Source organism: Olleya aquimaris (assembly GCF_003259525.1).
GTDB lineage: Bacteria > Bacteroidota > Bacteroidia > Flavobacteriales > Flavobacteriaceae > Olleya > Olleya aquimaris.
Genome location: NZ_QLLO01000002.1, coordinates 437683 through 464540, shown reverse-complemented (window position 1 = coordinate 464540; position 26858 = coordinate 437683). Strand labels below are relative to the sequence as shown.

At 33.0% G+C, this 26858-nt stretch carries 23 protein-coding genes; 8 read left to right on the top strand and 15 right to left on the bottom strand.

Annotated features, from left to right (window positions below):
* Positions 1-51: 51 nt before the first annotated feature.
* Entirely contained in the window at positions 52-1971 is a 1920-nt protein-coding gene (gene dnaK / locus LY08_RS04845; protein WP_111659300.1) for a molecular chaperone DnaK, read from the bottom strand.
* Positions 1972-2151: 180 nt separating this feature from the next.
* On the opposite strand from dnaK, the gene LY08_RS04840 reads away from it, so the two are divergent.
* Both LY08_RS04840 and LY08_RS04835 read left to right on the top strand, forming a co-directional pair.
* Positions 2152-2649, top strand: a complete 498-nt coding sequence (locus LY08_RS04840; RefSeq protein ID WP_111659344.1) for a hypothetical protein — start codon at positions 2152-2154, stop codon at positions 2647-2649.
* 91 nt (positions 2650-2740) lie between these two features.
* Positions 2741-4162, top strand: coding sequence for an L-serine ammonia-lyase (locus LY08_RS04835; RefSeq protein ID WP_111659299.1), 1422 nt, complete (start codon positions 2741-2743; stop codon positions 4160-4162).
* A 62-nt stretch (positions 4163-4224) separates the two neighbouring features.
* Here LY08_RS04835 and LY08_RS04830 read toward each other — a convergent pair whose 3' ends face one another.
* Positions 4225-4677, bottom strand: a complete 453-nt coding sequence (locus LY08_RS04830; RefSeq protein WP_111659298.1) for a nuclear transport factor 2 family protein — start codon at positions 4675-4677, stop codon at positions 4225-4227.
* Positions 4678-4790: 113 nt separating this feature from the next.
* Between LY08_RS04830 and panB the strand changes: the two genes are divergently transcribed.
* From panB to LY08_RS04815, 3 genes are all read left to right on the top strand, one after another.
* Positions 4791-5609, top strand: coding sequence for a 3-methyl-2-oxobutanoate hydroxymethyltransferase (panB, locus tag LY08_RS04825; RefSeq protein WP_111659297.1), 819 nt, complete (start codon positions 4791-4793; stop codon positions 5607-5609).
* 65 nt (positions 5610-5674) lie between these two features.
* Positions 5675-6373, top strand: coding sequence for an RluA family pseudouridine synthase (locus LY08_RS04820; protein WP_111659296.1), 699 nt, complete (start codon positions 5675-5677; stop codon positions 6371-6373).
* 120 nt (positions 6374-6493) lie between these two features.
* A complete protein-coding gene (locus LY08_RS04815; RefSeq protein WP_111659295.1) occupies positions 6494-7864 on the top strand; it encodes an aldehyde dehydrogenase in 1371 nt (456 codons plus the stop codon).
* A gap of 2 nt (positions 7865-7866) precedes the next feature.
* On the opposite strand, the gene LY08_RS04810 is transcribed toward LY08_RS04815, so the two are convergent.
* The 8 genes from LY08_RS04810 to LY08_RS04775 form a co-directional block, all read right to left on the bottom strand.
* Positions 7867-8694: a sensor histidine kinase gene (locus tag LY08_RS04810; protein WP_245907553.1), complete on the bottom strand. Its 828-nt coding sequence runs from the start codon at positions 8692-8694 to the stop codon at positions 7867-7869.
* A complete protein-coding gene (locus LY08_RS04805) occupies positions 8687-9403 on the bottom strand; it encodes a hypothetical protein (protein WP_111659294.1) in 717 nt (238 codons plus the stop codon). The genes LY08_RS04810 and LY08_RS04805 overlap by 8 nt, the downstream gene beginning before the upstream one ends.
* Positions 9404-9410: 7 nt before the next feature.
* Positions 9411-9875, bottom strand: coding sequence for a hypothetical protein (locus LY08_RS04800; RefSeq protein ID WP_111659293.1), 465 nt, complete (start codon positions 9873-9875; stop codon positions 9411-9413).
* Positions 9876-9950: 75 nt separating this feature from the next.
* Positions 9951-11486, bottom strand: a complete 1536-nt coding sequence (locus LY08_RS04795) for a YifB family Mg chelatase-like AAA ATPase (RefSeq protein WP_111659292.1) — start codon at positions 11484-11486, stop codon at positions 9951-9953.
* Positions 11487-11555: 69 nt separating this feature from the next.
* On the bottom strand, positions 11556-13181 hold the full coding sequence (gene ade / locus LY08_RS04790; protein WP_111659291.1) for an adenine deaminase: 1626 nt from the start codon (positions 13179-13181) through the stop codon (positions 11556-11558).
* Between the two features lie 50 nt (positions 13182-13231).
* Positions 13232-15610, bottom strand: coding sequence for a protein-disulfide reductase DsbD family protein (locus tag LY08_RS04785; protein ID WP_111659290.1), 2379 nt, complete (start codon positions 15608-15610; stop codon positions 13232-13234).
* Positions 15607-16923 carry a tRNA lysidine(34) synthetase TilS gene (gene tilS / locus LY08_RS04780; RefSeq protein WP_111659289.1) on the bottom strand — a complete coding sequence of 439 codons (1317 nt, stop codon included), beginning with the start codon at positions 16921-16923 and terminating at the stop codon, positions 15607-15609. Before tilS ends, LY08_RS04785 begins: the two co-directional genes overlap by 4 nt.
* A gap of 255 nt (positions 16924-17178) precedes the next feature.
* Positions 17179-18471 carry an anthranilate synthase component I family protein gene (locus LY08_RS04775; RefSeq protein ID WP_111659288.1) on the bottom strand — a complete coding sequence of 431 codons (1293 nt, stop codon included), beginning with the start codon at positions 18469-18471 and terminating at the stop codon, positions 17179-17181.
* A 76-nt stretch (positions 18472-18547) separates the two neighbouring features.
* On the opposite strand from LY08_RS04775, the gene LY08_RS04770 reads away from it, so the two are divergent.
* Together LY08_RS04770 and LY08_RS04765 are read left to right on the top strand one after the other, a co-directional pair.
* The gene (locus LY08_RS04770; protein WP_111659287.1) at positions 18548-19438 is read left to right on the top strand and encodes an aldose 1-epimerase family protein; all 891 of its coding nucleotides are present in this window, start codon (positions 18548-18550) and stop codon (positions 19436-19438) included.
* Positions 19439-19482: 44 nt separating this feature from the next.
* Positions 19483-20835: a DEAD/DEAH box helicase gene (locus LY08_RS04765; protein WP_111659286.1), complete on the top strand. Its 1353-nt coding sequence runs from the start codon at positions 19483-19485 to the stop codon at positions 20833-20835.
* Between the two features lie 93 nt (positions 20836-20928).
* Here LY08_RS04765 and LY08_RS04760 read toward each other — a convergent pair whose 3' ends face one another.
* The 4 genes from LY08_RS04760 to LY08_RS04745 form a co-directional block, all read right to left on the bottom strand.
* On the bottom strand, positions 20929-21342 hold the full coding sequence (locus LY08_RS04760; RefSeq protein WP_111659285.1) for a DUF2721 domain-containing protein: 414 nt from the start codon (positions 21340-21342) through the stop codon (positions 20929-20931).
* 83 nt (positions 21343-21425) lie between these two features.
* Positions 21426-22826: a dihydrolipoyl dehydrogenase gene (gene lpdA / locus LY08_RS04755; protein ID WP_111659284.1), complete on the bottom strand. Its 1401-nt coding sequence runs from the start codon at positions 22824-22826 to the stop codon at positions 21426-21428.
* Positions 22827-23093: 267 nt separating this feature from the next.
* Positions 23094-23864: a LuxR C-terminal-related transcriptional regulator gene (locus tag LY08_RS04750; protein WP_111659283.1), complete on the bottom strand. Its 771-nt coding sequence runs from the start codon at positions 23862-23864 to the stop codon at positions 23094-23096.
* A 45-nt stretch (positions 23865-23909) separates the two neighbouring features.
* Positions 23910-24368 carry an Lrp/AsnC family transcriptional regulator gene (locus LY08_RS04745; RefSeq protein WP_111659282.1) on the bottom strand — a complete coding sequence of 153 codons (459 nt, stop codon included), beginning with the start codon at positions 24366-24368 and terminating at the stop codon, positions 23910-23912.
* A gap of 158 nt (positions 24369-24526) precedes the next feature.
* Between LY08_RS04745 and LY08_RS04740 the strand changes: the two genes are divergently transcribed.
* Entirely contained in the window at positions 24527-25726 is a 1200-nt protein-coding gene (locus LY08_RS04740; protein ID WP_111659281.1) for an aminotransferase class I/II-fold pyridoxal phosphate-dependent enzyme, read from the top strand.
* Between the two features lie 50 nt (positions 25727-25776).
* Here LY08_RS04740 and LY08_RS04735 read toward each other — a convergent pair whose 3' ends face one another.
* Positions 25777-26799, bottom strand: a complete 1023-nt coding sequence (locus LY08_RS04735; protein WP_111659280.1) for a metal-dependent hydrolase — start codon at positions 26797-26799, stop codon at positions 25777-25779.
* Positions 26800-26858: the final 59 nt, after the last annotated feature.

Sequence of the window (26858 nt, the reverse complement as noted above, 5' to 3'; positions counted from 1 at the left end):
CAGGCTACTTGACTTCTTCGAAGTCTATACTTCGACTTCGCTCAGCACAAGCTACTTGACTTCTTCGAAGTCTACGTCTTCAACGTCACTACTTTCTGCAGCTTGTCCTTTTGCTCCTGCTCCTGCATCTGTTGGTCCACCTTCATTAGCTGGTCCACCTTGTGCTTCTTGCTGTGCTTTGTACATTTCTTCGCTAGCTACTTTCCAAGCGTCGTTAATTTTCTCTAACGCTGGCTCTATAACTGCTAAGTCTTTAGTCTCATAAGCTTTCTTTAATTCTTCTAAAGCCTCTTCGATTGGTTTTTTCTTATCGTCTGATAATTTATCTCCAAACTCTTTTAATTGATTTTCTGTTTGGAAAATCATAGAATCCGCTTCATTTAATTTTTTAGCAGTTTCTGCTGCTTTAGCATCTGCTTCTGCATTTGCTTCTGCGTCAGCTTTCATTTTTTGAATTTCTTCTTCAGTTAAACCAGAAGATGCTTCAATACGAATATCTTGAGATTTTCCTGTAGCTTTATCTGTTGCAGATACTTTAATGATTCCGTTTGCATCAATATCAAAAGTTACCTCAATTTGTGGGACACCTCTTTGTGCTGGTGGAATTCCGTCTAAATGAAAACGTCCAATAGTTTTATTATCTGCAGCCATAGCACGTTCTCCTTGTAATACGTGAATTTCTACTGAAGGCTGATTATCTGCTGCGGTAGAGAATACCTGTGACTTTTTAGTTGGGATAGTTGTATTTGCTTCAATTAACTTTGTAAATACATTACCCATAGTCTCGATACCAAGAGATAAAGGTGTAACATCTAGTAATAATACATCTTTAACGTCTCCTGTTAATACACCACCTTGGATTCCTGCTCCTAAAGATACTACCTCATCTGGGTTTACGCCTTTAGAAGGTGCTTTTCCAAAAAATGCTTCTACTGCTTTTTGTACTGCAGGAATACGCGTAGATCCACCTACTAAGATTACTTCGTCAATATCAGATTTTGTTAAACCTGCAGCTTTTAATGCTGTTTGACAAGGCTCAATAGTACGTTTTACTAAGTCGTCAATTAACTGCTCAAATTTAGAACGTGTTAATGTACGTACTAAGTGTTTTGGTCCACTTGCAGTTGCAGTAATATATGGTAAATTGATTTCTGTTTGCTCAGACGATGATAATTCAATCTTTGCTTTTTCTGCAGCTTCTTTAATACGTTGTAAAGACATAGGATCTTCTCTTAAATCCATACCTTCTTCGTTTTTAAACTCGTCTGCTAACCAATCTATAATTTTTTGATCGACATCGTCACCACCTAAGTGTGTGTCTCCATCTGTAGATAATACTTCAAAGACACCATCTCCTAATTCTAGTATAGATACATCATGTGTTCCTCCACCAAAGTCAAATACTACTATTTTTTGGTCTTTTCCTTTTTTGTCTAATCCATAAGCTAAAGCTGCTGCTGTAGGCTCATTAATAATACGACGTACTTTTAAACCTGCAATTTCTCCTGCTTCTTTAGTGGCTTGACGTTGTGAGTCATTAAAATAAGCTGGTACAGTAATTACTGCTTCACTTACATCTTGACCTAAATAGTCTTCTGCAGTTTTCTTCATTTTTTGAAGTACCATTGCAGATAATTCTTGTGGTGTATATAAACGACCATCAATGTCTACACGTGGTGTGTCATTATCACCTTTAACCACTTTATATGGTACACGTTCTGCTTCTTTTTTAGATTCAGAATATTTATTACCCATAAAACGTTTGATAGAATAAACTGTTTTTGTTGGGTTTGTTACTGCTTGTCTTTTTGCTGGGTCACCAACTTTAATCTCGCCTCCTTCTACAAAAGCGATAACTGAAGGTGTTGTACGTTTACCTTCTGCGTTTGGGATTACAACTGGCTCATTACCTTCCATTACAGATACGCAAGAGTTTGTTGTCCCTAAATCGATTCCAATAATCTTACTCATAATTTTATATAATTTTTATTTTGTGTTGTTATTATTACGCTTACAAATAGTCAATCTTTGTGCCAACCAAAAAATGCTGACACGATGTCAGCTATCCTTCTAAAAAAATTAAACTTCACAAAGCCTACTTTGGTATTAGTTTTGATACAGATAGAAAAGAAACAATCTAAATTTTATAACATGAAACGTATATTATCAGTAGTGTCAGTAGTAGTTCTTTTATTAACATCTTGTACAGGTCCAGAAGGTCCTCCTGGTTATGATGGTGTTGATGGTGGATTAATTGTGTCTAGTGCATTTGAAATTGAAATAGATTTTAATGCAAATAACAATTACCAGTTTATAGAACCTTATGGGTTTTATATCTACCCTTCAGATGTTACTTTAGTTTACATATTATGGGAAACAGATAATGGTCAAGACATCTGGAGATTACTTCCTCAAAATGTGTTTTTTGATGACAATACCGTGTTAACTTACAATTTTGATTTTACTCAAGATGATGTCAGATTCTTTTTAGATGGCACTACAGATCTAGATACTTTAGGCTCTGAATGGACCCAAAATCAAGTGTTTAGAGTTGTAGTAGTTCCTGCAGACAATGTTGGTAGAATTGATTACTCAGACATCAACAATGTGATGCAACAATTAAACATAACTACTTTTGAAAAACGTTAATAAAATTTACATTTCAAAAACTTAAATTTTCTATTTTAAACACAAATAACAAATGTATATTTGCTGAGATAACTTAAACGTTTTCGTTTACATGGAATGTATTTCAGTATTTGATATGCTTAAAATTGGTGTTGGTCCTTCCAGCTCTCATACTTTAGGTCCTTGGCGCGCTGCAGAGCGTTGGATATATGAGCTTAAAGAAGCCAATGTGTTTGATAAAATTCAAAGTGTTAAAGTTGACCTTTATGGGTCCTTGTCTTTAACAGGAAAAGGACACGCTACGGACTTAGCTGTGATGTTAGGTTTAAGTGGTGCAGATCCTGAAATTATCCCAACAGACACTATAGATATTATTATAGCTTCGGTAAATAATACTGAAAAATTAGTACTAAATAACGAACGTATTATTCAGTTTCAACCTAAACAGGATATTACTTTTAATAGAGCGTTTTTACCGTTTCATGCTAATGGTATTAAGTTTACCGCTTTCGCTGAAACAGAGCTGCATACATCCACTTTCTACTCTATTGGTGGTGGGTTTGTAGTTAAAGAAGAACGTACTGTTGATGCCGAAAATAAAGCGTTAAAAAAAGAATTTCCGTTTCCAATTGATAAAGCAGCAGAACTATTGGCATTTTGCCAATCTGAAAACAAATCTATATCAGACATTGTTTTAGAAAACGAACGTGCTTTAAGAACAGATGAAGACATAGATTTTCAGCTAAACAGAATATGGCAAACCATGTTAGACTGTATGTTTACAGGTTGTCATACCGAAGGAAACTTACCTGGAGGATTAAACGTACGTCGTCGTGCATTTGATATGCATAAAGGGTTAAATGTAGAAATGCCATACATTACACCTCAAGATTGGTTAGAAAGCATCAGACAAAGCGAAGTCAAATTTAGACAAATCCTAAAATGGGTGAGTTGTTTTGCACTAAGTGTAAACGAAGTGAATGCCTCACTTGGTCGTGTGGTTACCGCTCCAACCAATGGAAGTGCTGGTGTCATACCTTCGGTTTTGATGTATTATTTGGTCATTGAAAATCATGACGCAGATTTTAAACATATCAAACAATTTTTATTAGTTGCCTCAGAGATTGGTAGTCTTTTTAAGAAAGGAGCAACCATTAGTGCTGCAATGGGTGGCTGTCAAGCCGAAATTGGAGTCTCTTCCGCTATGGCTGCAGCAGCTTTATGCGAATTATTAGGTGGTACACCAGAACAAGTGATGATTGCAGCAGAAATAGCTATGGAGCATCACTTAGGATTAACCTGTGATCCAATTGGTGGATTAGTACAAATCCCTTGTATAGAACGTAACTCTATGGGAGCCATAAAAGCGATTAATGCTGCCGAATTAGCATTAGAAACCGATCCTAAAAATGTTAAAGTCCCTTTAGATAAAGTTATTGACACCATGTGGGAAACTGCAAAAGACATGAATACCAAATACAAAGAAACCTCTAAAGGTGGTTTGGCTGTTCGTGTTAATTTGTCAGATTGTTAGCTTCGACTACGCTCAGCTACCAAAATATTCCTTACTTAATACTTATTACTTTACACTTTAATCTATTCTTCACACTTTCGTCTAGTGTCTACTAAATAGATAATTTTCCAAGTGTCGTTCTCTTTTATTAGTTGAAACGAATTGACACCACAATGACTTTTTTGGTCATTATACCAAAACTCGTAAGGTGTCCAAACATTTGCCATATTACCATCTATTTGTACACTGTAGCTTAATAAATTTTCAAGAAAAGTATTGTCTTCTGGTATGGACACTATTTGTTTTAAAAAATCTGAAAAATTACTAGAATATAATTGAGTTTCACCCTCTTTATTTACGCCTACGGATTGCATCACTACATCTTTGTACACAACACTTTTTATTAAAGTACTATCTTGAGTATGAAATCCAGCAAAGAATATATTTACTGATTCAATCACTTGTTCTTGTTCTTCGTTTTGAGAAAAACTTACTATCGAAACAAATAGCAACACAAAGGTTATAATAGATTTCATAATATAATTTTAATACTTAATAATGTGTAAATATAAGTGTTTCAGCAAGAAAGAAAAATTTAAGTATAAACCTTAATTTTAGTACATTTACAATCTATTTAAACTAATAAAATATGTCTGTAGCAAAAAAAGAATACAAAAGAGTCACAGTAAAATCGTTAGTCGATATGAAAAAGAATGGAGAAAAAATCTCCATGCTTACAGCATACGATTACACTATGGCTAAAATAGTTGACGGAGCTGGTACAGACGTAATTTTAGTTGGTGATTCTGCAAGTAATGTGATGGCAGGACATGAGACCACTTTACCTATTACTCTTGATCAAATGATTTATCATGCCTCTTCTGTAATTAGAGCAATAGAACGTGCTTTAGTTGTGGTTGACATTCCTTTTGGAAGCTATCAAAGTGACCCAAAAGAAGCCTTACGAAGTGCCATTAGAATCATGAAAGAGTCTGGTGGACACGCAGTAAAAATGGAAGGTGGAAGCGAAATAAAAGAGTCCATTAAACGTATTTTAAATGCAGGAATCCCTGTTATGGGACATTTAGGACTAACGCCTCAATCCATATATAAATTCGGGACTTACACAGTAAGAGCTAAAGAGGAAGAAGAAGCAGATAAATTAAAGTCGGATGCTTTAATGCTTGAGCGTATTGGTTGTTTTGCAATTGTTTTAGAAAAAATTCCTGCAAAATTAGCACAAGAAGTTGCAGAAAGTGTTTCTATACCTGTTATTGGAATTGGCGCTGGAGCTGGAGTTGATGGACAAGTATTAGTAACTCATGACATGTTGGGTATGACTCACGAGTTTAATCCACGTTTTTTACGTCGTTATATGAATTTATATGAAGACATGACCGAAGCCTTTACCCAATATGGTAAAGATGTAAAAAGTGGTGATTTCCCAAGTGATAAGGAACAGTATTAGTTTTCAGTAAGCAGTAAGCAGTAAGCAGTAAGCAGTAAGCAGTAAGCAAAAATATTCGTGTATTCGTGGCTAACAAAATTTTATCTTCAAAAGACAACCTTCAAGTTATTTATGAAGACAACCACATTATTGTTGTCAATAAACGTGCAGGAGACATTGTCCAAGGAGATAAAACTGGCGACAAACCCTTAAGTGATGTTGTTAAAGATTATATAGCAGAAAAATACAACAAGCCAGGAAACGTCTATTTAGGTACTGTACACCGATTAGATAGACCAACAACAGGATTGGTTATTTTCTCTAAAACAAGTAAAGCGCTTCCTAGACTTAATAAACTATTTGTATCTAAAGACATTTCTAAAACGTATTGGGCTTTGGTTAAAAACAAACCTAAAAAAGAGGCAGACACTTTAATACATTGGTTAAAAAAGAATCCTAAAAATAACAAATCTACTGCCTACCCAAAAGAGGTCGCAGAGAGTAAAAAAGCCATTCTTCATTATAAAATAATTAAGAAACTGGATAATTATTACTTATTAGAAATTAATTTAGAGACTGGTCGTCATCATCAAATCAGAACACAATTGGCAAGCATAGGCTGCCCTATTAAAGGTGATTTAAAATACGGGTTTGATAGAAGTAATAAAGATGCTAGTATTAGTTTGCACGCTAGAAACATTCAGTTTACACATCCCGTTTCTAAAGAAGACCTTAATATTACTGCGCCTTTACCAAAAGATGCTATTTGGGACGCTTGCTTATAAAACAAGGTCACCTCAAGCGCAATAGAGAAGTCTTCTTTATATTGAAATATTTTATTTCTTTAGTTCTCGACTACGCTCGAACAGACAAAGTTTCATACTTTTATAATCTAATTCCATACTATGATTCCACAATTAGTTAATAATCAAAAAAACTTTTTTAAGACCAGACAGACACTAGATGTTACTTACAGAAGGGATCTTTTAAAAAAATTATTAGAAGAACTAATTTCACGAGAACATCAAATAACCGAAGCTTTATACAAAGACTTTAAAAAACCAGAGTTTGAATCGGTTTTAACCGAAACTGCTATAGTTATCCAAGATTTAAAATTAACCATTAAAAAACTAAAACTATGGGCAAAACCTAAACGCGTTTTTCCTAGTTTGTTAAATTTTCCTTCATCAGATTATTTATATTCAGAACCTTACGGAACCGTTTTGGTAATTGCTCCTTGGAATTATCCCTATCAATTAGCTATAGCTCCTTTAGTTGGTGCAATTGCAGCAGGAAATACTGTAGTGTTAAAACCAAGCGAATTAACTCCAAATACATCTAACCTCATTAATGAAATTGTTAAAAAAGTATTTAAACCAGAACACGCTACAGTAATACAAGGTGGTGTTGAAGTATCTACCAATTTACTGGAGCAACAATGGGGTTATATTTTCTTTACAGGAAGTGTTAATGTTGGCAAAATTGTTGCAAAAGCTGCAGCACCTAACTTAACACCTGTAACTTTAGAATTAGGTGGTAAAAACCCATGTATTATTGATGAAACTGCTAATATAAAACTAACCGCAAAGCGAATTGTTTGGGGAAAATTTGTAAATGCTGGACAGACATGTATAGCACCAGATTATATATTAATTGAACAATCTAAAAAAGAAGCGTTTTATAAAGCTATTCAAGCTGAAATAGATGAAGCCTACTCCACTACTCCACAGGATTCAAAAGACTTTGCACGCATCATAAACAAAAAGAATTTTGACCGATTATCTAAAATGCTAGTGGACGAAAACTGCATCATTGGTGGACAAACAGATGCAGATAACCTATACATTTCGCCAACTTTAATTGACGAACCTAAATTGGATAGTGAGGTTATGAAAGATGAAATTTTTGGACCTATTCTACCTGTAATTTCTTATGAAAACGAAACTGATTTAGAACGTATCATTTTATCTTATAACAAACCGTTAAGCTTGTATGTGTTTAGCACAAATTCCGCGAAAGCGAAACAATTAATGAAAAGATTCTCATTTGGTGGTGGTTGCATAAATGATACGATTATACACTTTGCTAACCACAGATTACCCTTTGGTGGTGTAGGAAATAGCGGAATAGGAGCCTATCATGGACAACATACTTTTGACACCTTTTCGCATAAAAAAGCAGTAGTTAAGAAAGGGAATTGGTTGGATTTACCAATGCGTTACGCACCTTACAAAGGAAAGGTAGGAGTAATAAGAAAAATACTAAAATGGCTTTAGGTTTACTCTAAAGCTCTGTATGGATAATTTAAGGTTAATTGCACTCCCTCTCCAGGTGTAGAACTTAAATTTAAGTCTGCGTTTATTAAAGCTGCACGACTTTTCATGTTTATTAAACCAGAACCCTGTTCTATAGTATTTTCATTAAACCCTATACCATCATCTAGTAATGCAACTAATAATTTATCTTCTAAAAAATTTAGATTAATTTTTAAAGTACTAGCTTCAGCATATTTTACGGTATTAGAAATAAATTCTTGGACAATTCTAAATAATATTATACTGTCTTTTGGTTGTTTAAAAAACTCTGGATTACCCTCTAAATTGACAAAAGCTTTTAATAATTTAAGTTTATTTAAGCGCTCCACTTCACTATGTACAGAGTCTACAAATCCTCTATTTACAATGACTTCGTTATTTAATGTTTTGGATAGTAAACGCAACTCACTTAACCCTTCTTTTACAGCGTTTTTGGTTTCTGTAAACGACTCTTTTATAGCTTCTGGGACTTGAGTACTTAAAATACTCATATTCATGTTTGCAACAGATAAAATTTGTCCTACATTATCATGTAATTCTTGTCCTATGTTTTTTAAAGTTTGTTCTTGTATCTCTATTTGGGTATTGGTTAGCTCTTCCTCAAAAGCTTTTTGTTGCTTGACTTTATCTAAAATAAGTTTGTTTTTTCTTTTTTGAAAAACTATAAAAAATAAGATAATTAGCGTACAGACAATTAGTAAAATACCAATCATATACACCAACAAATAGCGCTCTGAGCTAGATGAAATTGGTTTATCTAATTCTTTTAACAGTAAAAATAAATTAATCATGTTCTGGTTTTGATACAATAAAGCCAATGGTAAATGCTAAATACATAAATACTATTGAAAATAAATAAATGTAAGTTTTTAATGCTACAAATGCGGCATCATTTACATTATAATATTTCTCATAAAATGACATGGGAGTGATTACAATCCAAAAGACCAGTACACCTGATGCAACATAAAAACTTAATGACTTATAAAAATCTAATATCTTTTCAGAATTAAGTAACTCGACATAATAACTAAAGGTTACTAGTAATATTAATATCAAACTTAAAATTTCTAGAGACAACAAAAGGTTATAAAATAATATGTCTAAATTAATCCCTATAAATACAATTGATATTATTAAAAAAAGTAACGAGGAAACCTTAATTATTTTTTTTAAAAATGCGTCCTTGGAGACTAAATAGAAATAATAAGAAATAATTAAAGAGCCTATAATTGTCCAAAATATATCGTAAAACCAATAATTTTCTCTAAAAATAGTGTCTTTGACAATAGTATCTAACCATTCAAAATTATCTGAGTTTTTAATAAAACTAGGATAGCCTGCAAGTGTTTCAATAATTTGAACATAGATTAAAAACCAAATAAAAATTCTTGCAGCTTTGGATTTAAATTTTTTGTAAAAAATTAACCCAGTTAAAGCTGCAAGAATTTCGGCTCCTCTATATATTTCTAAATAATTATCTAATAAAAAGGAACTCATTTATAATTTATTGTGGATAAGCTGCATTTGGTGGATAACCAGTCATACCTCTATCTAAGCCATCTGCTCCGGTAATATCATCGTGTCCTTCTTCTCTTTCTCCAGCTTGGGTTGGAACCATAAATACAGTAGTATAACCACCAGTTCCAACAGATGTGTCCACACCTAGGTAAAAGCGTATACCATCAGCATTTGGATGGTCTTTAGCTACTTTTGCTAAAAAGGCATTTAAATCTGTTAAAGAATACCAAGACGAACGATTATCTGCTTCATTGTAGGCTACAGAATCGTTTACAGATTTTCTTAAGTCTGTCCAGTTATCACTTAATTCTTTTGCTTCTGCTGATGTAATAATTCCTTTTGGTGTTAAAATTGGTGGTGTCATAGTTGGTTGATTAAAATAGTTAAAATAAAAATACATGGCTAGTGCGCCTAAAATTAACCCTAAGATTAGGGTTCCTAAGTTTTTCATATAAAATTGGTTATTGATTAATAGTTACAGGTAAAGTAACAAAAAGAAATCATTTCCTACAAATCTAATATAAGATTATCCCAACCAACCGTCTCTATCCAAACTTCTATATTGAATGGCTTCACTAATATGATTTCCCTTAATATTTGGACTGTGTTCTAAATCTGCAATGGTTCTAGCTACTTTTAAAATTCTGTCATAAGCTCTTGCAGATAAATTTAAACGCTCCATAGCAGTTTTTAAAAGTTGCTTGGAAGCCTCTTCTAGCTTACAATACACTCGGATTTGTTTAGTAGACATTTGCGCATTATAATGGACGTTTTCATACGACTCGAATCTTTTGGTTTGAATTTGCCTAGCTTCTGTAACTCGTTTTCTGATGTCTACTGAAGATTCTCCTTTACGCTCTTCTGATAATTTTTCAAAAGGTACAGGAGTGACTTCAATATGTATGTCTATTCTATCTAACAGTGGACCAGATATTTTACTTAAGTAGCGTTGCATTTCTGCAGGACTACTAGTAACAGGAGCATCTGGATCGTTAAAATAGCCACTAGGACTAGGATTCATACTAGCCACCAACATAAAAGAGGATGGATAGGTTACAGTAAACTTAGCTCTGGAGATGGTGACTTCTCTATCTTCAAGAGGTTGACGCATGACTTCTAAAACTCCACGTTTAAATTCTGGAAGTTCGTCTAAAAACAAAACTCCATTATGAGATAACGAGATTTCTCCTGGTTGTGGATAGGCACCACCACCAACTAATGCGACATCACTAATGGTATGATGTGGGCTTCTAAACGGTCTTTGCGCCATTAAACCTGAATCTTTAACACGTCCAACTACACTGTGTATTTTAGTCGTTTCTAAAGCTTCATGTAAAGTCATAGGTGGCAAAATACTAGGTAAGCGCTTAGCCAACATCGTTTTTCCTGCTCCTGGTGGTCCAATTAAAATAATATTGTGTCCTCCTGCTGCTGCAATTTCCATGCAACGTTTTATAGACTCTTGACCTTTGACATCACTAAAATCAAATTCTGGAAACTCTAAGTTTTTTTCAAATTCTTTTCTAGTATCAATTATAGTTTGCTCTAAAGCTTCCCCTTTATCAAAATAATTAATGACTTGCTTAATGTTTTCTACTCCATAAACTTCTAATCCATCAACAATCGCTGCTTCCTTTACATTTTGAATAGGTAAAATAAACCCTTTATAGCCTTCTTCTCTAGCTTTAATAGCTATTGGCAAAGCACCTTTAATGGGTTGTAAACTACCATCTAAAGATAATTCTCCCATAATTAAAAAGTCTTCTAAATGTTCTGCTACTATTTGTTTAGATGCAGACAAAATACCCATTGCTAGGGTCAAATCATAAGCAGACCCTTCTTTTCTGAGGTCTGCTGGTGACATGTTGATTATAATTTTTTTACCTGGAATTTTATAACCGTTATTTTGAAGCGCAGCAGCAATCCTAAAATTACTTTCTTTAATCGCATTATCCGGAAGTCCTACAAGATGGTAACCAATACCGCTATCAACATTAACTTCAACTGTTACCGTTGTTGCTTCAACACCAAAGACAGCGCTTCCAAAAACTTTTTTGAGCATAGATAGGTTAGTTTAGAAAATAAAAGTAGGAAAATTATGTTGTTCTAGAAAATAGAAAACAATTTGTATCTAATTAATTTCTAAAGAAGTAAACTCAAACCTCCCTCCATCAAACAAGCCTTTATCACTTAATTTTAAGGATGGAATAACCAATAAAGCCATAAAAGATAAGGTCATGTAAGGTGCATGCAACGTAGCGCCTAATTGTTTTGCCATTTTATCTAAAGCTGCATAAGAGTGTCCAATGGTTTCGGCATTTTGATCGCTCATGATACCTGCAACTGGAAGTGGTACAATTCGTTCTTCGGAATTTGACACCGCACAGATTCCACCTTTATTTTCAATAATTAGATTTACTGCTTTACAAATAGCGTCATCGCTAACGCCTACTGCAATAATATTATGAGAATCATGACCAACAGAACTGGCAATAGCACCTTCTTTTAATCCAAAATTTTTAATAAATGCTAGTGCTGGAGCATCATTTTTATAACGATTAACGACTGTCATTTTTAAAATATCAGTAGCTGTATTGGATACTAGATTTCCGTTTTGGATCGTAGCTTCTTCTTTAAGTTGATTGGTTACTAATTGTCCATCTAATGCTTCAATCACACGTATGTGCTTAGCTGTGCTTTCGACTTTAAAATCATCAACAGTTTTCTTTTTTGTATTGAAATTATTAAGGTTTTTAAACGATACGTGTTTTACTAATGAAGTCCCATTATCATAAACCAACTCACCATTGATGTAAGTTTGAAGCGTTTTAAAGTCTGTTAAATTATTGACCATTATAAAATCTGCAGCATCACCTTGTTGAAGCAAACCAACGTCCAATTTATAATGCTTCACAGGATTAACACAAGCTACTTGTAATACTTTAAATACGTCTATGTTTTTAGCTACTGCACGTGCACATAATTTGTTAATATGATTAAGTAACAAATCGTCTGGATGCTTATCGTCGCTACAAAACATCATGTTTTGGTGGTGCTCTGGTAGCAAATCGATTAAAGCATCAAAATTTTTAGCTGCACTCCCTTCTCTAATCAAGATTTTCATTCCTTTTTGAAGCTTTTCCAACGCTTCGTCATAGGTAAAACACTCGTGATCTGTACTTATTCCAGCATTGATGTATTTGGTAACGTCATCACCTTTTAAACCTGGAGCATGACCATCTACTGGTTTGTTATAGTGTTTTGCCCAAGCAATTTTTTTAAGTACCTCATCGTCATCAAATAACACACCTGGATAATTCATCATTTCGGCTAAATATTTAATATCTGGATTAGCCATTAAGGTTTTAATATCATCAGAATCTATTACCGCTCCCGCCGATTCAAACGTCGTTGCTGGCACGCAACTAGGCGCACCAAAATTAAATTTAAAAGGGGTTTGTTTTCCGTTATTAATCATAAACTCTACGCCTTCTACACCTAAGACATTTGCAATTTCATGAGGATCGCTAACAGTTGCAACTGTGCCATGTTTAACAGCAATCTTTGCAAATTCTGATGGTACTAGCATCGAGCTTTCTATATGGATGTGTGCATCGACAAAACCAGGTAATATGTAATGATTTATGTTATGCTCTTTTTCGGTAATAGATTCAATCTTACCAGAGTTAATAGTGATTTCTCCACTATAAATACGTTGGTTTTGGATATCTACAATTTGTCCTTGTATGGTTTTCATGTCGTGAAAAATAATATGAAAAAAATTCCTGCTAAAAGCAGGAATTAAATCTATTTTTTAAAATTTTCTAAGCCTGTTTTAAGCCATTCTAAATACTCATCAGCATTTGGTGTGTATGCTGTGGTGTGGTTTAACAACTCCATGTTTTCATTTAGCAACACATAATAAGGTTGCGAGTTATTTTGAAAATTAAGAGTTTGTAAAGTTGCCCACTTGTCGCCTATGGTTTTAATGTTTTTAAGATTTCCGTTGGCTTTTACAAACTTAAATTGCTCGTTTTCTGGAAGTTTCTTTCTATCATCTACATATAAAGACACAATAATGTATTCCTCTTTTAAAATCTCATAGATCTTGTCTTGACTCCATACTTGCTCTTCCATTTTCCTGCAATTTACACAAGCCCAACCTGTAAAATCTAACATGATAGGTTTGTTAGCTTCTTTTGCTGCAGCAATCCCTTCATCAATATCTTTATAGCAGTTTAAACCTAATGGACACTCACTATCTTTCTCGTAAATACTATAAGGTAATGGTGGTGGAAAACCACTTAACAGCTTTAAATTAGCGTATTTAGTATTGGTTAAACCAGGAATTAAATAGATAACAAACGCACCAACTAATACTGCAAATGAGATACGACTAAAACTTAATTTTTTAATAGGACTGTCATGCGGAAACTTGATTTTTCCTAATAAATATAGTACTAATCCAATACCTATGATAATCCAAATCCCGATAAAAACCTCACGCTTTAAAAGTCCCCAATGTTTTACTAAATCTGCATTGGATAAAAATTTAAATGCCATACCCAACTCTAAAAACCCTAAGACCACCTTAACTGTATTTAGCCAACCACCAGATTTTGGTAACGAGTTTAACCACTTTGGAAACATGGCAAATAAAGTAAATGGTAAGGCTAGTGCTAGTCCAAACCCACTCATTCCTGCAGTTAATTGCATAGCACCACCATCACTAGTTAACGATCCTGCTAATAGCGACCCTAAAATAGGTCCTGTACACGAAAAGGACACTATAGCTAAAGTTAACGCCATAAAAAAGACACCAATAATCCCTCCAACTCTAGAAGAGGTTTCATCCATTTTATTTCCCCAAGAGGATGGTAATGTAATTTCGTAGTATCCAAAAAATGAAAAGGCGAAAAACGCTAAAATCAAAAAGAAAATAATATTTAGCCATACGTTAGTAGAAATGGTATTTAATATTTCTGGATTTAACGAGTCTAAAAAGTGAAATGGTAAGCTTAATAACACATAAATAATTAAAATAAAAACACCATAGATAATGGCATTTGCCAATCCTTTTTGCGTGTTTTCTGCACTTTTAGTGAAAAATGAAACGGTTAACGGAATCATTGGAAACACACATGGTGTTAATAAAGCAATTAATCCACCAATAAAACCAAGTATAAAAATACCAAAGTTGGTTTTTTCTTTAACTTCTTCTTTTTTGTAGTTGTCCCAACCTGTAACTCCTAAATTAAGTGCTTTAGATTTTTCTAAATCTTCAGGGTCTATATTTAATGTTTCAATTAATGTTTCACTACCATCAAGATTTGTAGCAAATTCGAAGGTTGTTGGTGCTAGGCATTTTTCGTCATCACAAGCTTGATAATAAACTTCTGCTTCAATTTTTGTAATTGATGGATTTAGTACTTTAATTTTTTGAGTAAATACTGCTTTGTCTTCAAAATAGGTGACATCCATTTTAAAAGCATTTTCATACTTAGTCACTGTTTCCGACTCCTGTAATGGACCTAAAATTTGATAATCGTTATTGTCGTTATCTTTAAAAGTAAACTCTGTAGCAATTGGACCCATTGGGTCTGAATTATCTTGTGAATAAATGTGCCATTTAGGATCTAGTTTTGCAGTGTATTGTATCTGGTAATCTGTGTCATTAAGCTGTTTGACTGATGTTGACCATTTTACTGGATCAAAAAATTTAGGCGTTTGCTTTTTTGTAAGTTGAAAGTTTACAATCTCACTTTCAAAAATACATTTTGCATCATCGCAGGCTTGAAAACTGATTTCGGCTTCAATAGAAGTGACCTCTGCGTTTTTTAGTTTTATTTTTTGAATAAAAGTAGCTTCATTATCAAAATACGTTAAGTCCATTTGAAAGACTTTATCAAACTTGGTAATGCTTTTACTTTCGGTAGCTTTTCCAACTAATTCAAAATCATTTTCTAAAGCTTTTTCATCATAAATAAACTCGGTTGGTATAGCACCACCTTCGGGTAAGGTTTGCGAGTATAAATGCCAATGATCCTCTATGGCTGCTTTATAAATAAGATTGTATTCTGTATCGGAAATTTTTTCTACTTCTGTAGTCCATTTTACAGGTTCGATTTGAGCATTTACACTTAAAAAAGCGAAACATCCGAATAAAAAAGCTAGTAATTGCTTCATTTTGTTAGTTTAATTTTTAAAATAGATTTGGTAGTATCGGTTACTTTAAATCTGTTGTCAGAACGATAATTTATAACCCAAACCACTTGGTTTTGGCTACATAAAAGCAAGACTTTATTTTTGTCTAGCAAAGATAGTTTTTCATCTTTAAAATACTTGCTTAGTTTCTTTTTTCCTTTCATTCCGAAAGGATAAAAATAGTCGCCTTCTTGCCAATGTCTTACAATTAATGGGAATTTTAACAAATCTTTATCAACGTAGATTTTAGATTGGTTTGATTTTGAAATATCTAGAGTAGTTTCAAAAGTTAATGTTCCTAAAGGGGTTTCAACAGAATTATCTTCTACATTAATTGTAGTTTCAAAAGAAAACTCATCAACATTAATTTCACTTAAAATTAAACAGTCTCTGTCCTTTAATAAGCTATGGGTTGCAGAAAACACTTGCTTTCCGCTTTGCGCTTCTAAAAGATTGACAATATCTGTCCATTGCGTAAATCCATAATCTTTAAAAATTTCAAACAGATACGCTTTTGGATTATTTAATTTTTTAAATTCTGAAATCTTATAGCTTATTTGAGAATTATCAATATCCATAATAGCTCGTTTTAAAACTGCTTGCACACTTTCTTCAACAATATCTGCAGTATCGTTTAAATTGCTAATGGTATTTTGAAAATTAGATAATAGTTCTGGATTAACCTCTTTTAAAAGCGGAATCACATCCAATCGTAACTTATTACGTAGATATTTGGTTGACGCATTGCTACTATCTTCTCGCCATTTTAAATTATGAGTTTTTGCATAGTTTTCTATGTCGTCTCTGGTATATTTTAGTAGTGGTCTTACAATATTATTATTAATTTCTGGGATACCTATTAGCCCGTCTAAACCAGTTCCTCTGGTTAGATTTATTAAAAAAGTTTCTAGATTATCATCTGCATGATGTGCAGTTAAAATGTAATCAAATTGTAGTTGCTCTGCAAGATCCTGAAACCAGTTGTAGCGCAATGTTCTTGCTGCCATTTGGATAGAAAGTTTGTGTTCTTCAGCATAATCTTCAGTGTCAAAACTTTCAATAAACACTTCAAGATCAAGTTGTTCTGCTAAGTCCAACACAAAGTTTTCGTCTGCATCACTTTCTTCTGCTCTTAAATTAAAATTACAATGAGCTAATGAGATTTTTAAATTAGATTGCTTACATAAATGAGTTAACACAACACTGTCTAATCCTCCAGATATAGCAATGAGAAGTTTTCTTTCTTGTAGAAAAGGAAGGTTGTTTTTTATATGATTTTGGAATTGTTTTTGCACTTGCTAAAGGTAATGTATTTTAGTTTTTTTTGACACTGATTTTTTAGAAAAAAGAGCTCTCACAAAGACGCAAAAACGCGAAGGCTGTTTGTGAGTACTCTTGTGGTGTTTGACACGAATTTCACTAATTAGCACTAATTTTCATGTGATTACTCTTATTGATTGTTACACAGAGATTCACTGAATTAACACAGAGACACACAGAGAATTCAAGAGTAAACTTTGCGTCTTTGCGCGAAAAAAAACCGAGACAAACTAGCCTTCCAACACCGTACGCATAGCTTTTGCCTTAACTAAACACTCTTCATATTCCTTTAAAGGGTCACTTTTTGCAGTAATTGCTCCACCAACCGAGTACGATACATACTTATTAGTTTCGTTATATATAATACTACGTATTACCACATTAAAATCGAAATTACCTTCTGGAGAGATGTATCCAACAGCTCCAGAGTATAATCCACGTTTAGTTTCTTCTAGGTCTTCAATAATTGTCATTGCAGAAATTTTTGGAGCTCCTGTCATACTTCCCATAGGGAATGTAGTTTTTATAATATCAATTGGATTGGTGTCTGCTTCTACTTCTGAGGTTACTGTAGATATCATTTGATGTACTTGATTAAAAGTATAAATCTGACACAACTCCTCTACTTTTACACTTCCTTTTTTAGCAGTAAGTGATAAGTCATTACGAACTAAATCTACAATCATTACATTTTCACTACGTTCTTTTTGGTCTGCAATTAAATCGTGTTTTAAAATAGAATCCATAATATAATCTGCATCACGTTTTGCAGTCCCTTTAATAGGTTGCGAGATTATTTTTGTCCCTTCTTTTTTAATGTAACGTTCTGGTGAAGCTGATAACAAGTACTTATCATTACACTTTAAAAACGTCGCAAAGGGTGGTCTTGAAATAGCATTTAGTTTTTTATAGGTGTCTAATGGGTTAATGGTTGTGTTATCTGCATAAAATTCTTGACAAAAATTGGCTTCATAAATATCTCCTCTGTGGATATGTTGAAGCATGGTTTCAATTTTATTGAAATACTCGTCTTTATGGATACGAAGGTGTATTTTTATATCATTTGGCAAATTACTTCGTTCTTCGTCCTCGAAATGACATATTGCTTTTAAGTCAGAATCAAACTCATCATCTACCATCTTTAAATACTGCATAGTAACAGTATCATCTTTAAATAAAAATAGTTTTTTAGGTTGAAAAAAGTACAAATCAGGAAAACCTAAACCATCAAAATTATTAGATTGAAGCTGTTCGACATCATTTTTTAAATCGTAGGACAAATAGCCAAAAATCCAGTCGTTAGTTAGGGATTGGTATTCTTTTAGCTGTTCAAACGCGTTATGATAATCGGTTTGAAGTCCAGTAAACGCATCAACCGCTAAAACTGCATCAAAATTAGAATATTGTTGTTGGTATTGGTTAGAATCTAACCAAACCACATCATCAAACTGTTGGCTCCAAGTCAATATATTTTGCTTGAATTGCTCAGGATTGGTTAGTTTATGTTTTTTAGTTGTTCTCAATGCGAAAAATGAATGGTAAAGTTAAATAGATTTGGCAAAAAATCTACTATTTTAGGTGTGACTTTAAACTTTAAGCATGTATCAACTTTCAAATAATTATTTAAATATTGGTGTACTACCAAAAGGCGCAGAACTTTGTCAAATTAATGCAGTTAACAATAACAACCAATTTATGTGGCATGCAGACCCAAGCATTTGGGGAAGTTTTGCACCAAACCTCTTCCCTATTATTGGCTGTTTAAAACACGATGCGTATATTTTTAACAATACAAAATATACGATGCCAAAACATGGGTTTGTAAGACACAATACAGATATTAAGCTAGTTTCTCAAACGGAAAATAGTTTGGTATTTAGCTTATTATATAATGAGGATTTGCTAAAATTATTTCCTTTTAAATTTGAATTCATTATAACTTACACCTTAAAAGACAACACTTTAGAAGTAAATCATACAGTAAAAAATATTGATAATCAAACCATATATTTTTCGGTTGGTGGACATCCTGCTTTTAAATGTCCCTTGTATAAAGATGAAGATTATACAGACTATAGTCTAGTTTTTGAAACCAATGAGACTGCAGAAACCTACTTGCTAAACACCCAAAATGGTTTGTTATCAGATATAACAAAACCAGTATTTACAACTAAAAATAGCATTCAACTAAGACCAGATATATTTAATGAAGATGCGCTAATTTTTAAAGATTTAATCTCCAAAAAAGTGGCATTAGTTAGCAAAACACATGGCGAAATTTTAAACGTATCGTTTAAAGATTTTGATTATTTGGGGATATGGGCAAAACCAAATGCGCCATACGTATGTATTGAACCTTGGTTAGGTATTGCAGAACATGAACAGACCACACAACAACTCACCAAAAAAGAAGGAATTATTAGTTTATCAGCAAACAAAACCTTTAGTGCGAGCTATAACATTCAAATACACGAGCGTCATTTAGGGTAAACAAAATAATAGTAGTAGTTTTGTAGCCTAAATTATTACAGATTTTGACCTTTAGAGATTTAAATTTAAATACACCTTTATATAACGCTATAGACGACTTAGGCTTTACTACGCCTACGCCTATTCAAGCAGAAGCTTTTAATGTAGTTGCTAGCGGAAAAGATATGGTTGGTATTGCACAAACTGGTACTGGTAAAACCTTTGCCTATATGCTACCCATACTTAAAAATCTTAAATTCTCTAAGCAAGATAATCCTCGTATTTTAATACTAGTACCTACCAGAGAATTAGTGGTGCAAGTGGTTGACGAGATAGAAAAATTAGCTAAATACATTAATGTAAGAGTATTAGGTGTCTATGGTGGTACCAATATCAATACCCAAAAACAAGCAGTTGCACAAGGACAAGATATTATTGTAGCTACTCCTGGACGTTTATACGATTTGGCTGTTAGTAGAGTACTTCAACTTAAATCCTTACAACGTTTAGTGATTGACGAAGTAGATGTCATGCTAGATTTAGGATTTAGACATCAGCTAATTAATATTTTTGATATCCTTCCAGAACGTCGACAAAACATTATGTTTTCTGCAACTATGACAGAAGATGTGGACCATTTAATTACCGATTTTTTTACAGCTCCAGAAAAGGTATCTATTGCAATTTCGGGTACACCTTTAGAAAATATTGCACAAACCAAATACAGTGTCCCAAATTATTACACCAAGCTAAATTTGTTGGTACATTTGTTTCAAGATGCTGAAACTTTTAATAAAGTTTTAGTTTTTGTATCCAACAAACGTATGGCAGACCGTTTATTTGAAGCTTTAGACGAGTTTTTTAAAGAAGAATTATGTGTCATACACTCCAATAAAACACAGAACTACAGATTACGTAGTATCGAGCAATTTAGAGAAGGTGTTAACCGTATTTTGGTAGCAACCGATGTTATGGCTCGTGGTTTAGATATTGATAATGTATCACACGTTATTAACTTTGATACACCAGACTATCCAGAAAACTATATGCACCGAATTGGTAGAACAGGTCGTGCAGAGCGCGAAGGTCAAGCCATTATTTTTTCTACTGAAAAAGAGCAAGATTCACTAGAGAAAATTGAAACATTGATGCAAATGGAGATTCCAAAACTGGAAATTCCAGAAGGTGTAGAAATCTCTGAAGAATTAATTGAGGAAGAACGTACTGTTATTAAAGAACGTAACAACCCAATTAAACGAAAAGACGACGATGCTCCTGGACCTGCATATCACGAAAAATCTGCAAAAAACAGTAAAGAAAACTTAGGTGGAAGCTATAAATTTAAAATTGCAGCTAAATACAAAAAACCTAAAACTAGAGGTGATAAAAATTATAATAAGCGAAATAAAAAGAAGTAATTTTCAGTTTGCAGTTGATTAATTATAAAATTATCATTCCCGAAACTCCAAGACAAGAGAATTGAAAAGAAGTTTAGTATTACCTATTAAATTTTATTTTTTTGTCTTATTTAATTTAGTTTCAATATCTCTTAGATGATGATTTAAAGCATCTACAGAAATTTGTATTTCTCTAATTAAATAAGCTAAAGAAATGATTAGTAAGACTAGTGCTAAACCAAACACCCAAACTGCTATAATTTGCTGTTCTACATATATTAAAAACATAGTTAAAACGCAAAGCAATAAACTTGTAATACCATAGATCTGCATGGATCTGGTTAAAAATAAGCGCTTTTTTAAGTTAATAATCTGCTCTAATAAGGTATCGTCTTTTTCTTTTAAATAGCGTTCTTTTAAGCTACGTACAACATTTGCGTACGCTAAAAACCGATTAGTGTAGGCTAGCATAATTAAAGAGATTGCTGAAAATAATAAAGCTGGTGTGGATAAGGTTAATTCATTCATACAAATCAAATTTAAAAAATAAAAGCGAGCCAAATAGCTCGCTTTTTTAATATTATGAAATAGATTGTTTCAAAGACAATAGATTAGACATGTAACGCACGATCTTCTGTTGCTGCTAAAGCTGCTTCTTTAATAGCTTCTGCATAAGTTGGATGTGCATGAGACATACGCGAGATGTCTTCTGCAGATGCTCTAAATTCCATAGCAGTTACTGCTTCTGCAATTAAATCTGCACAACGTGCACCAATCATGTGTATTCCTAATACTTCGTCTGTTTTTTTATCTGCAAGAATTTTTACAAATCCATCTAAGTCTCCTCCTGCTCTAGCACGACCTAACGCTCTAAATGGGAATTGACCAACTTTATAATCTGCTCCTGCTTCTTTTAATTCTTCTTCTGTTTTACCAACAGCTGCAACTTCTGGCCATGTGTAAACTACACCAGGAATTAAATTATAATCTATATGTGGTTTTTGACCAGCAATTGTTTCTGCTACAAAAACACCTTCTTCCTCTGCTTTATGTGCTAACATGGCACCTTTTACAACATCACCAATTGCGTAGATGTTAGAAACGTTTGTCTGTAAATGCTCGTTAACTTCAACTTGTCCTCTGTCTGTTAATTTTACACCTGCTGCTTCAGCATTTAAACCATCTGTATAAGGTTTACGTCCTACAGATACCAGGCAATAGTCTCCTTTAAACTCGACAACCTCACCCTTTTTGTTTTCAGCTTTAACAATAACTTCTTTTCCTTTACGCTCTACAGATTGTACTTTATGTGACACCATCATGTTAAATTTAGCCTTTTTAAAGACTTTATTTAATTCTTTAGATAATGCAGCATCCATAGTTGGTAAAATTCTGTCCATGTACTCGATAACAGTAACTTCAGAGCCTAATCGTCTGTAAACTTGACCTAGCTCTAAACCAATAACACCACCACCAATCACAATCATGTGTTTAGGGATTTCTTTAAGTTTTAACGCTTCAGTTGAAGTAATAACACGTTCTTTATCTAAAGTAATAAACGGTAAGTTTGAAGGTTTACTACCTGTTGCAATAATGATGTTTTTAGCTTCAATCTCTCCTGCATCTTTTCCTTCTATTTTAATGTGAGTCGCATCTTTAAAACTACCAATACCTTCAAAAACATCAATATTGTTTTTTTTCATTAAAAAGTCAATACCACCAGTAGTTTGGTCTACAACAGCTTGCTTACGACCAATCATTTTTTCTAAATTCACTTTAATGTCTCCCGGAATTTCAATTCCGTGTTCTTCAAAATGTTTGGTTGCTTCTTCATAATGGTGCGAAGACGCTAATAAGGCTTTACTTGGGATACATCCAACATTTAGACAAGTTCCACCAAGTGTAGAATATTTCTCGATAATTGCAGTTTTCATTCCTAATTGTGCACAACGTATTGCTGCTACATATCCACCAGGACCTGAACCTATTATTGCTACATCGTATTGACTCATATATATTTATTTTTTTCGCTTTCGCGGAAATTAATATTAATAAAACGAGTACAAAAGTACGATTTTGTATGATTAATTACGCATGAGAAATGATGAATTTTAACACTTATCTATTCATTTTAATTAAAAACAAAAAAGCCTGTAAATATATAATGATAGTAAAAATATATAATACAGGCTTAGATATGATAGGTTTCCCTATTAAGATTAATAGCAATGTAAAGTTGCACAACCTTTAGGATTACTACAATACTCAAATTGAGTAATTTAGAATAAATTTTTATTAGACTTTATCATACCAATTAGCTCTCCAGTAGAGGATATTTTTAGCTTTTTAAGAATGTTACGCCTATGCGTATCTACAGTATGAGGGCTAATGTTTAATTGCTCAGAAATTTGTTTACTACTGTTATTTAAAACTAATAACCTGATAATATCTCGTTCTCTGTTAGTAATACCTTGGTCTAATAATTTTTGAGAAAAATTATTAAAGTAAATGGTTTCATACTCATTATTATCATTTAATAACTTAGCTGAAGCAGTAATTTGCATTTTAATTTTTGGGTCTAAAACTGTGTAATGTGCTAGGCCCATAATTGGTTTATTATCTAAATCAAGTGATAAAGGTGTTGTGTTTTGGATAATATTTACATAGGTATCATTAGCATTTTTAAACCTATAATTCCAAGTATAATTAGTTTTTTTACGATCTGCTTCATCTATTTCTGATAATGTAAATTCCATTAAATGATTCATTGCACTTAACCAAGCTTCCAAATCTTCAGGGTGAATTCTGCTCCAAAAATAGCGCATTCCCTGAGTTTTTAATAGTTTAGCATCTAACCCTAAACACGAATTAAAATTTTTACTGATGTATTCAAATTTTAATTCCTGAGTATTTGTGACACAAAAAAAGGTAGAGCTATAAGGCAGATAAGTATCTAACTCCATTAGCTTTTTTATATGTGTTTCTAAGGATGGATTATCGTAGGATTTAAAAATAGTTTTATAAAACTCTTTGATTTGAGAATATTTCATGGATTAGATTAATAGCAATTACATTTATTTCAACAAGTTAAAAAATTATACTGGAATTGCAGTTGTATTTTTTACCTCGCTAATAACAAACATACTATGTGTACTACCAATATGGCTAATATTGGTTAGTTTTTCTACCATAAATTCTCTAAACGCTTCCATATCTTTAACCATGACTTTTAGCAAATAATCATAGTCACCACTGATGTGATGACACTCTAACACTTCTGTTAATTTGGCAACGTCTTTTTCAAATTGCACCACATATTCTTGAATGTGTTGTGAGAGTTTAATATGGCAAAAAGCCACAAAACTTTTATCTATTTTTTCCTTTTTAACTAAGGCGACATATTTATTAATAACACCATTGTTTTCAAGTTTTTTTATACGCTCAAAAACAGCAGTAACAGACAAGTTTAATTTGTTGGATAATTCTTTATTGGTTTGCTTACTATCGGTTTGTAAAAGCTGTAAAAGCTTTTTGTCTATTGCATCAAATTTCATTTTGGAAAAATTTTCAGTTAATCTATAATTAATTCAAATTTAATTAATTTAATTCTATTAATAATAACTATACTAGTTTTATATTCTTAATTTAAAGCTATCTATTGATTTATAATCTAATAATAATGATATTTGATGTAATCACTTAAACAATAATTATGGCTTTTAAACCCGCTAACAACATTCAGGATTTACAATATTTTGGAGAATTTGGAGGTGTAAACCCTTCAATATCTGACTCGTCTACCTACACCTTCTTATCAGCAAAAACCATGTTTGATACCTTTGAAGGTAACGCAGATGGTTGCTATTTGTACTCTAGACACTCTACACCTTCTAACCTCTATTTAGGCGAAGCTTTAGCTGCTATGGAAGGCACAGAAACTGCAAACGTTACAGCATCTGGAATGGGAGCTATCACGCCTGTTTTAATGCAATTATGTGGTGCTGGAGAACACATAGTATCTAGCAGAACTATTTATGGTGGTACCTATGCATTTTTGAAAAATTTTACACCGCGTTTTGGTATTGATACCTCTTTTGTGGACATTACTAAATTAGAGCTTGTAGAAGCAGCAATAACACCAAAAACCAAAGTGTTATACTGCGAGTCTGTTAGTAATCCGTTATTAGAGGTTGCAGATATTGCTGGATTAGCTAAACTAGCTAAAAAGCATCATTTAAAATTGGTGGTCGATAATACGTTTTCGCCATTATCTATATCTCCTGCAGAATTAGGTGCAGATGTTGTGATACACAGTTTAACTAAATTTATCAATGGGTCAAGTGATACTGTTGGTGGAGTTATTTGTGGTACTCAAGAATTTATTAACGACCTAAGAAACGTTAACGATGGTGCGTGCATGTTACTAGGAAGCACTATGGATAGTTTACGTGCAGCCTCTATTTTGAAGAATCTAAGAACACTTCATATTAGAATGCAACAACACAGTAAAAACGGACAGTTTTTAGCTGAAAAATTTGAAGCTTTAGGCTTAAAAACAGTGTATCCAGGTTTAGCATCACATCCATCTCATGATTTATTTAAAAGCATGATGAACAAGCAATATGGCTTTGGTGGTATGTTAACTATTGATGTTGGTTCTATTGAAAAAGCTAATGCGCTAATGGAATTGATGCAAGAAAAAAACTTAGGATATTTAGCTGTAAGTTTAGGGTTTTACAAAACCTTATTCTCTGCTCCAGGAAGTTCGACATCGTCAGAAATTCCAGAAGATGAACAAAAAGAAATGGGATTAAGCGATGGATTGATTAGATTTTCTATTGGTTTAGATGCAGATATTGAGCGTACCTACCAAATGATGAAAGCGTGTATGGAAGAACTGCATGTGATTTAGTTTTTTCAACATCTATAAAATACAAAGTCCAGCTAAAACTGGGCTTTTTTTTATTCGCCTTTAATTCTGTTAAAAAACAAACTCCAAGATGTTTCATCTGGAAAATCTGGAGCAAAAGGTTTGATATTCCATCGTGGACCATCCATAAACAATTGAAACTTAAATACAGACGTCTTTGCATCATTAGGATCTAAAAAAGGATAACGTAAATCTGTATATTCAATGTCATCAGTGTTTTTAATAGGTTTTAAGTTAAAATAATCATTACTAAACCATCGTAATAGCTTAATATCTCTATTTTCAGTATTTATTATGTTATGCTGTTTTTCAATAACATTCCAATTAGAAAACTCTGGATTTTTATCTAAAATAGAATAAAACCCAGCATAATACGCGTCTTCCCCTTCTGCAATTCCGTACCATAATACATTATTAAAAATGGTGGGTTGCGACTGAAACCGTGTATAGGCAAACCCCTTTTCAGCTATCGATTGCTTAAAAATGGTATTGACGTACAGCTTATTAATACAGGTTAACAACAAATACAAACAACTTATATAAATACCCATTTTGGTCCATGTGAGGCGTTTTGGGTTTTGTCTTTTGTAAAATAAAACCGCAATCATACATATTAAAAAAGGCAGTGTGTATAAAGGATCGACAACTGCTATGGTATTAAAACCGACACGATAATTACTAAAAGGTGTGAATAATTGGGTACCATAAGGTGTAAAACTATCTAAAATTGGATGTGTAAAAATGGATAGAAAAAACAGCAACATCCAATCTTTTGGTGTGGTTGTACATTGTCGTTTTCCGCGATTATACAACCAATGGACAGCGTAGCCTATTAGAGGCGCGAATACAATCGCAAACACAAACGAATGCATAAACCCACGATGGAAAGCATTGATATCAATTTCGTTATTAAAAATTAGACGACCGATAAAGACATCTAAGTCTGGAATGGTTCCTCCAATTGCCCCAAAAAGCAGTGCTTTGTTTCCTATTTTTTTCCCTAGCACAACTTCTCCGCAAGCTGCTCCTAAGACGATTTGAGTTAATGAATCCATATAATCTGCTAATTTACAGTAATGAAACCAATTTGCATAACATCTAGTAAAATCGTAAC

What these genes read in the sequence shown, in the direction of transcription:
- LY08_RS04795 (WP_111659292.1), bottom strand. Translation starts at nt 11,486, where the DNA reads ATGCTCAAAAAAGTTTTTGGAAGCGCTGTCTTTGGTGTTGAAGCAACA.
- LY08_RS04835 (WP_111659299.1), top strand. Translation starts at nt 2,741, where the DNA reads ATGGAATGTATTTCAGTATTTGATATGCTTAAAATTGGTGTTGGTCCT.
- LY08_RS04815 (WP_111659295.1), top strand. Translation starts at nt 6,494, where the DNA reads ATGATTCCACAATTAGTTAATAATCAAAAAAACTTTTTTAAGACCAGA.
- dnaK (WP_111659300.1), bottom strand. Translation starts at nt 1,971, where the DNA reads ATGAGTAAGATTATTGGAATCGATTTAGGGACAACAAACTCTTGCGTA.
- LY08_RS04800 (WP_111659293.1), bottom strand. Translation starts at nt 9,875, where the DNA reads ATGAAAAACTTAGGAACCCTAATCTTAGGGTTAATTTTAGGCGCACTA.
- LY08_RS04810 (WP_245907553.1), bottom strand. Translation starts at nt 8,694, where the DNA reads ATGATTAATTTATTTTTACTGTTAAAAGAATTAGATAAACCAATTTCA.
- LY08_RS04830 (WP_111659298.1), bottom strand. Translation starts at nt 4,677, where the DNA reads ATGAAATCTATTATAACCTTTGTGTTGCTATTTGTTTCGATAGTAAGT.
- panB (WP_111659297.1), top strand. Translation starts at nt 4,791, where the DNA reads ATGTCTGTAGCAAAAAAAGAATACAAAAGAGTCACAGTAAAATCGTTA.
- LY08_RS04745 (WP_111659282.1), bottom strand. Translation starts at nt 24,368, where the DNA reads ATGAAATTTGATGCAATAGACAAAAAGCTTTTACAGCTTTTACAAACC.
- LY08_RS04760 (WP_111659285.1), bottom strand. Translation starts at nt 21,342, where the DNA reads ATGAATGAATTAACCTTATCCACACCAGCTTTATTATTTTCAGCAATC.
- LY08_RS04785 (WP_111659290.1), bottom strand. Translation starts at nt 15,610, where the DNA reads ATGAAGCAATTACTAGCTTTTTTATTCGGATGTTTCGCTTTTTTAAGT.
- ade (WP_111659291.1), bottom strand. Translation starts at nt 13,181, where the DNA reads ATGAAAACCATACAAGGACAAATTGTAGATATCCAAAACCAACGTATT.
- LY08_RS04735 (WP_111659280.1), bottom strand. Translation starts at nt 26,799, where the DNA reads ATGGATTCATTAACTCAAATCGTCTTAGGAGCAGCTTGCGGAGAAGTT.
- lpdA (WP_111659284.1), bottom strand. Translation starts at nt 22,826, where the DNA reads ATGAGTCAATACGATGTAGCAATAATAGGTTCAGGTCCTGGTGGATAT.
- LY08_RS04750 (WP_111659283.1), bottom strand. Translation starts at nt 23,864, where the DNA reads ATGAAATATTCTCAAATCAAAGAGTTTTATAAAACTATTTTTAAATCC.
- LY08_RS04805 (WP_111659294.1), bottom strand. Translation starts at nt 9,403, where the DNA reads ATGAGTTCCTTTTTATTAGATAATTATTTAGAAATATATAGAGGAGCC.
- LY08_RS04770 (WP_111659287.1), top strand. Translation starts at nt 18,548, where the DNA reads ATGTATCAACTTTCAAATAATTATTTAAATATTGGTGTACTACCAAAA.
- LY08_RS04740 (WP_111659281.1), top strand. Translation starts at nt 24,527, where the DNA reads ATGGCTTTTAAACCCGCTAACAACATTCAGGATTTACAATATTTTGGA.
- LY08_RS04840 (WP_111659344.1), top strand. Translation starts at nt 2,152, where the DNA reads ATGAAACGTATATTATCAGTAGTGTCAGTAGTAGTTCTTTTATTAACA.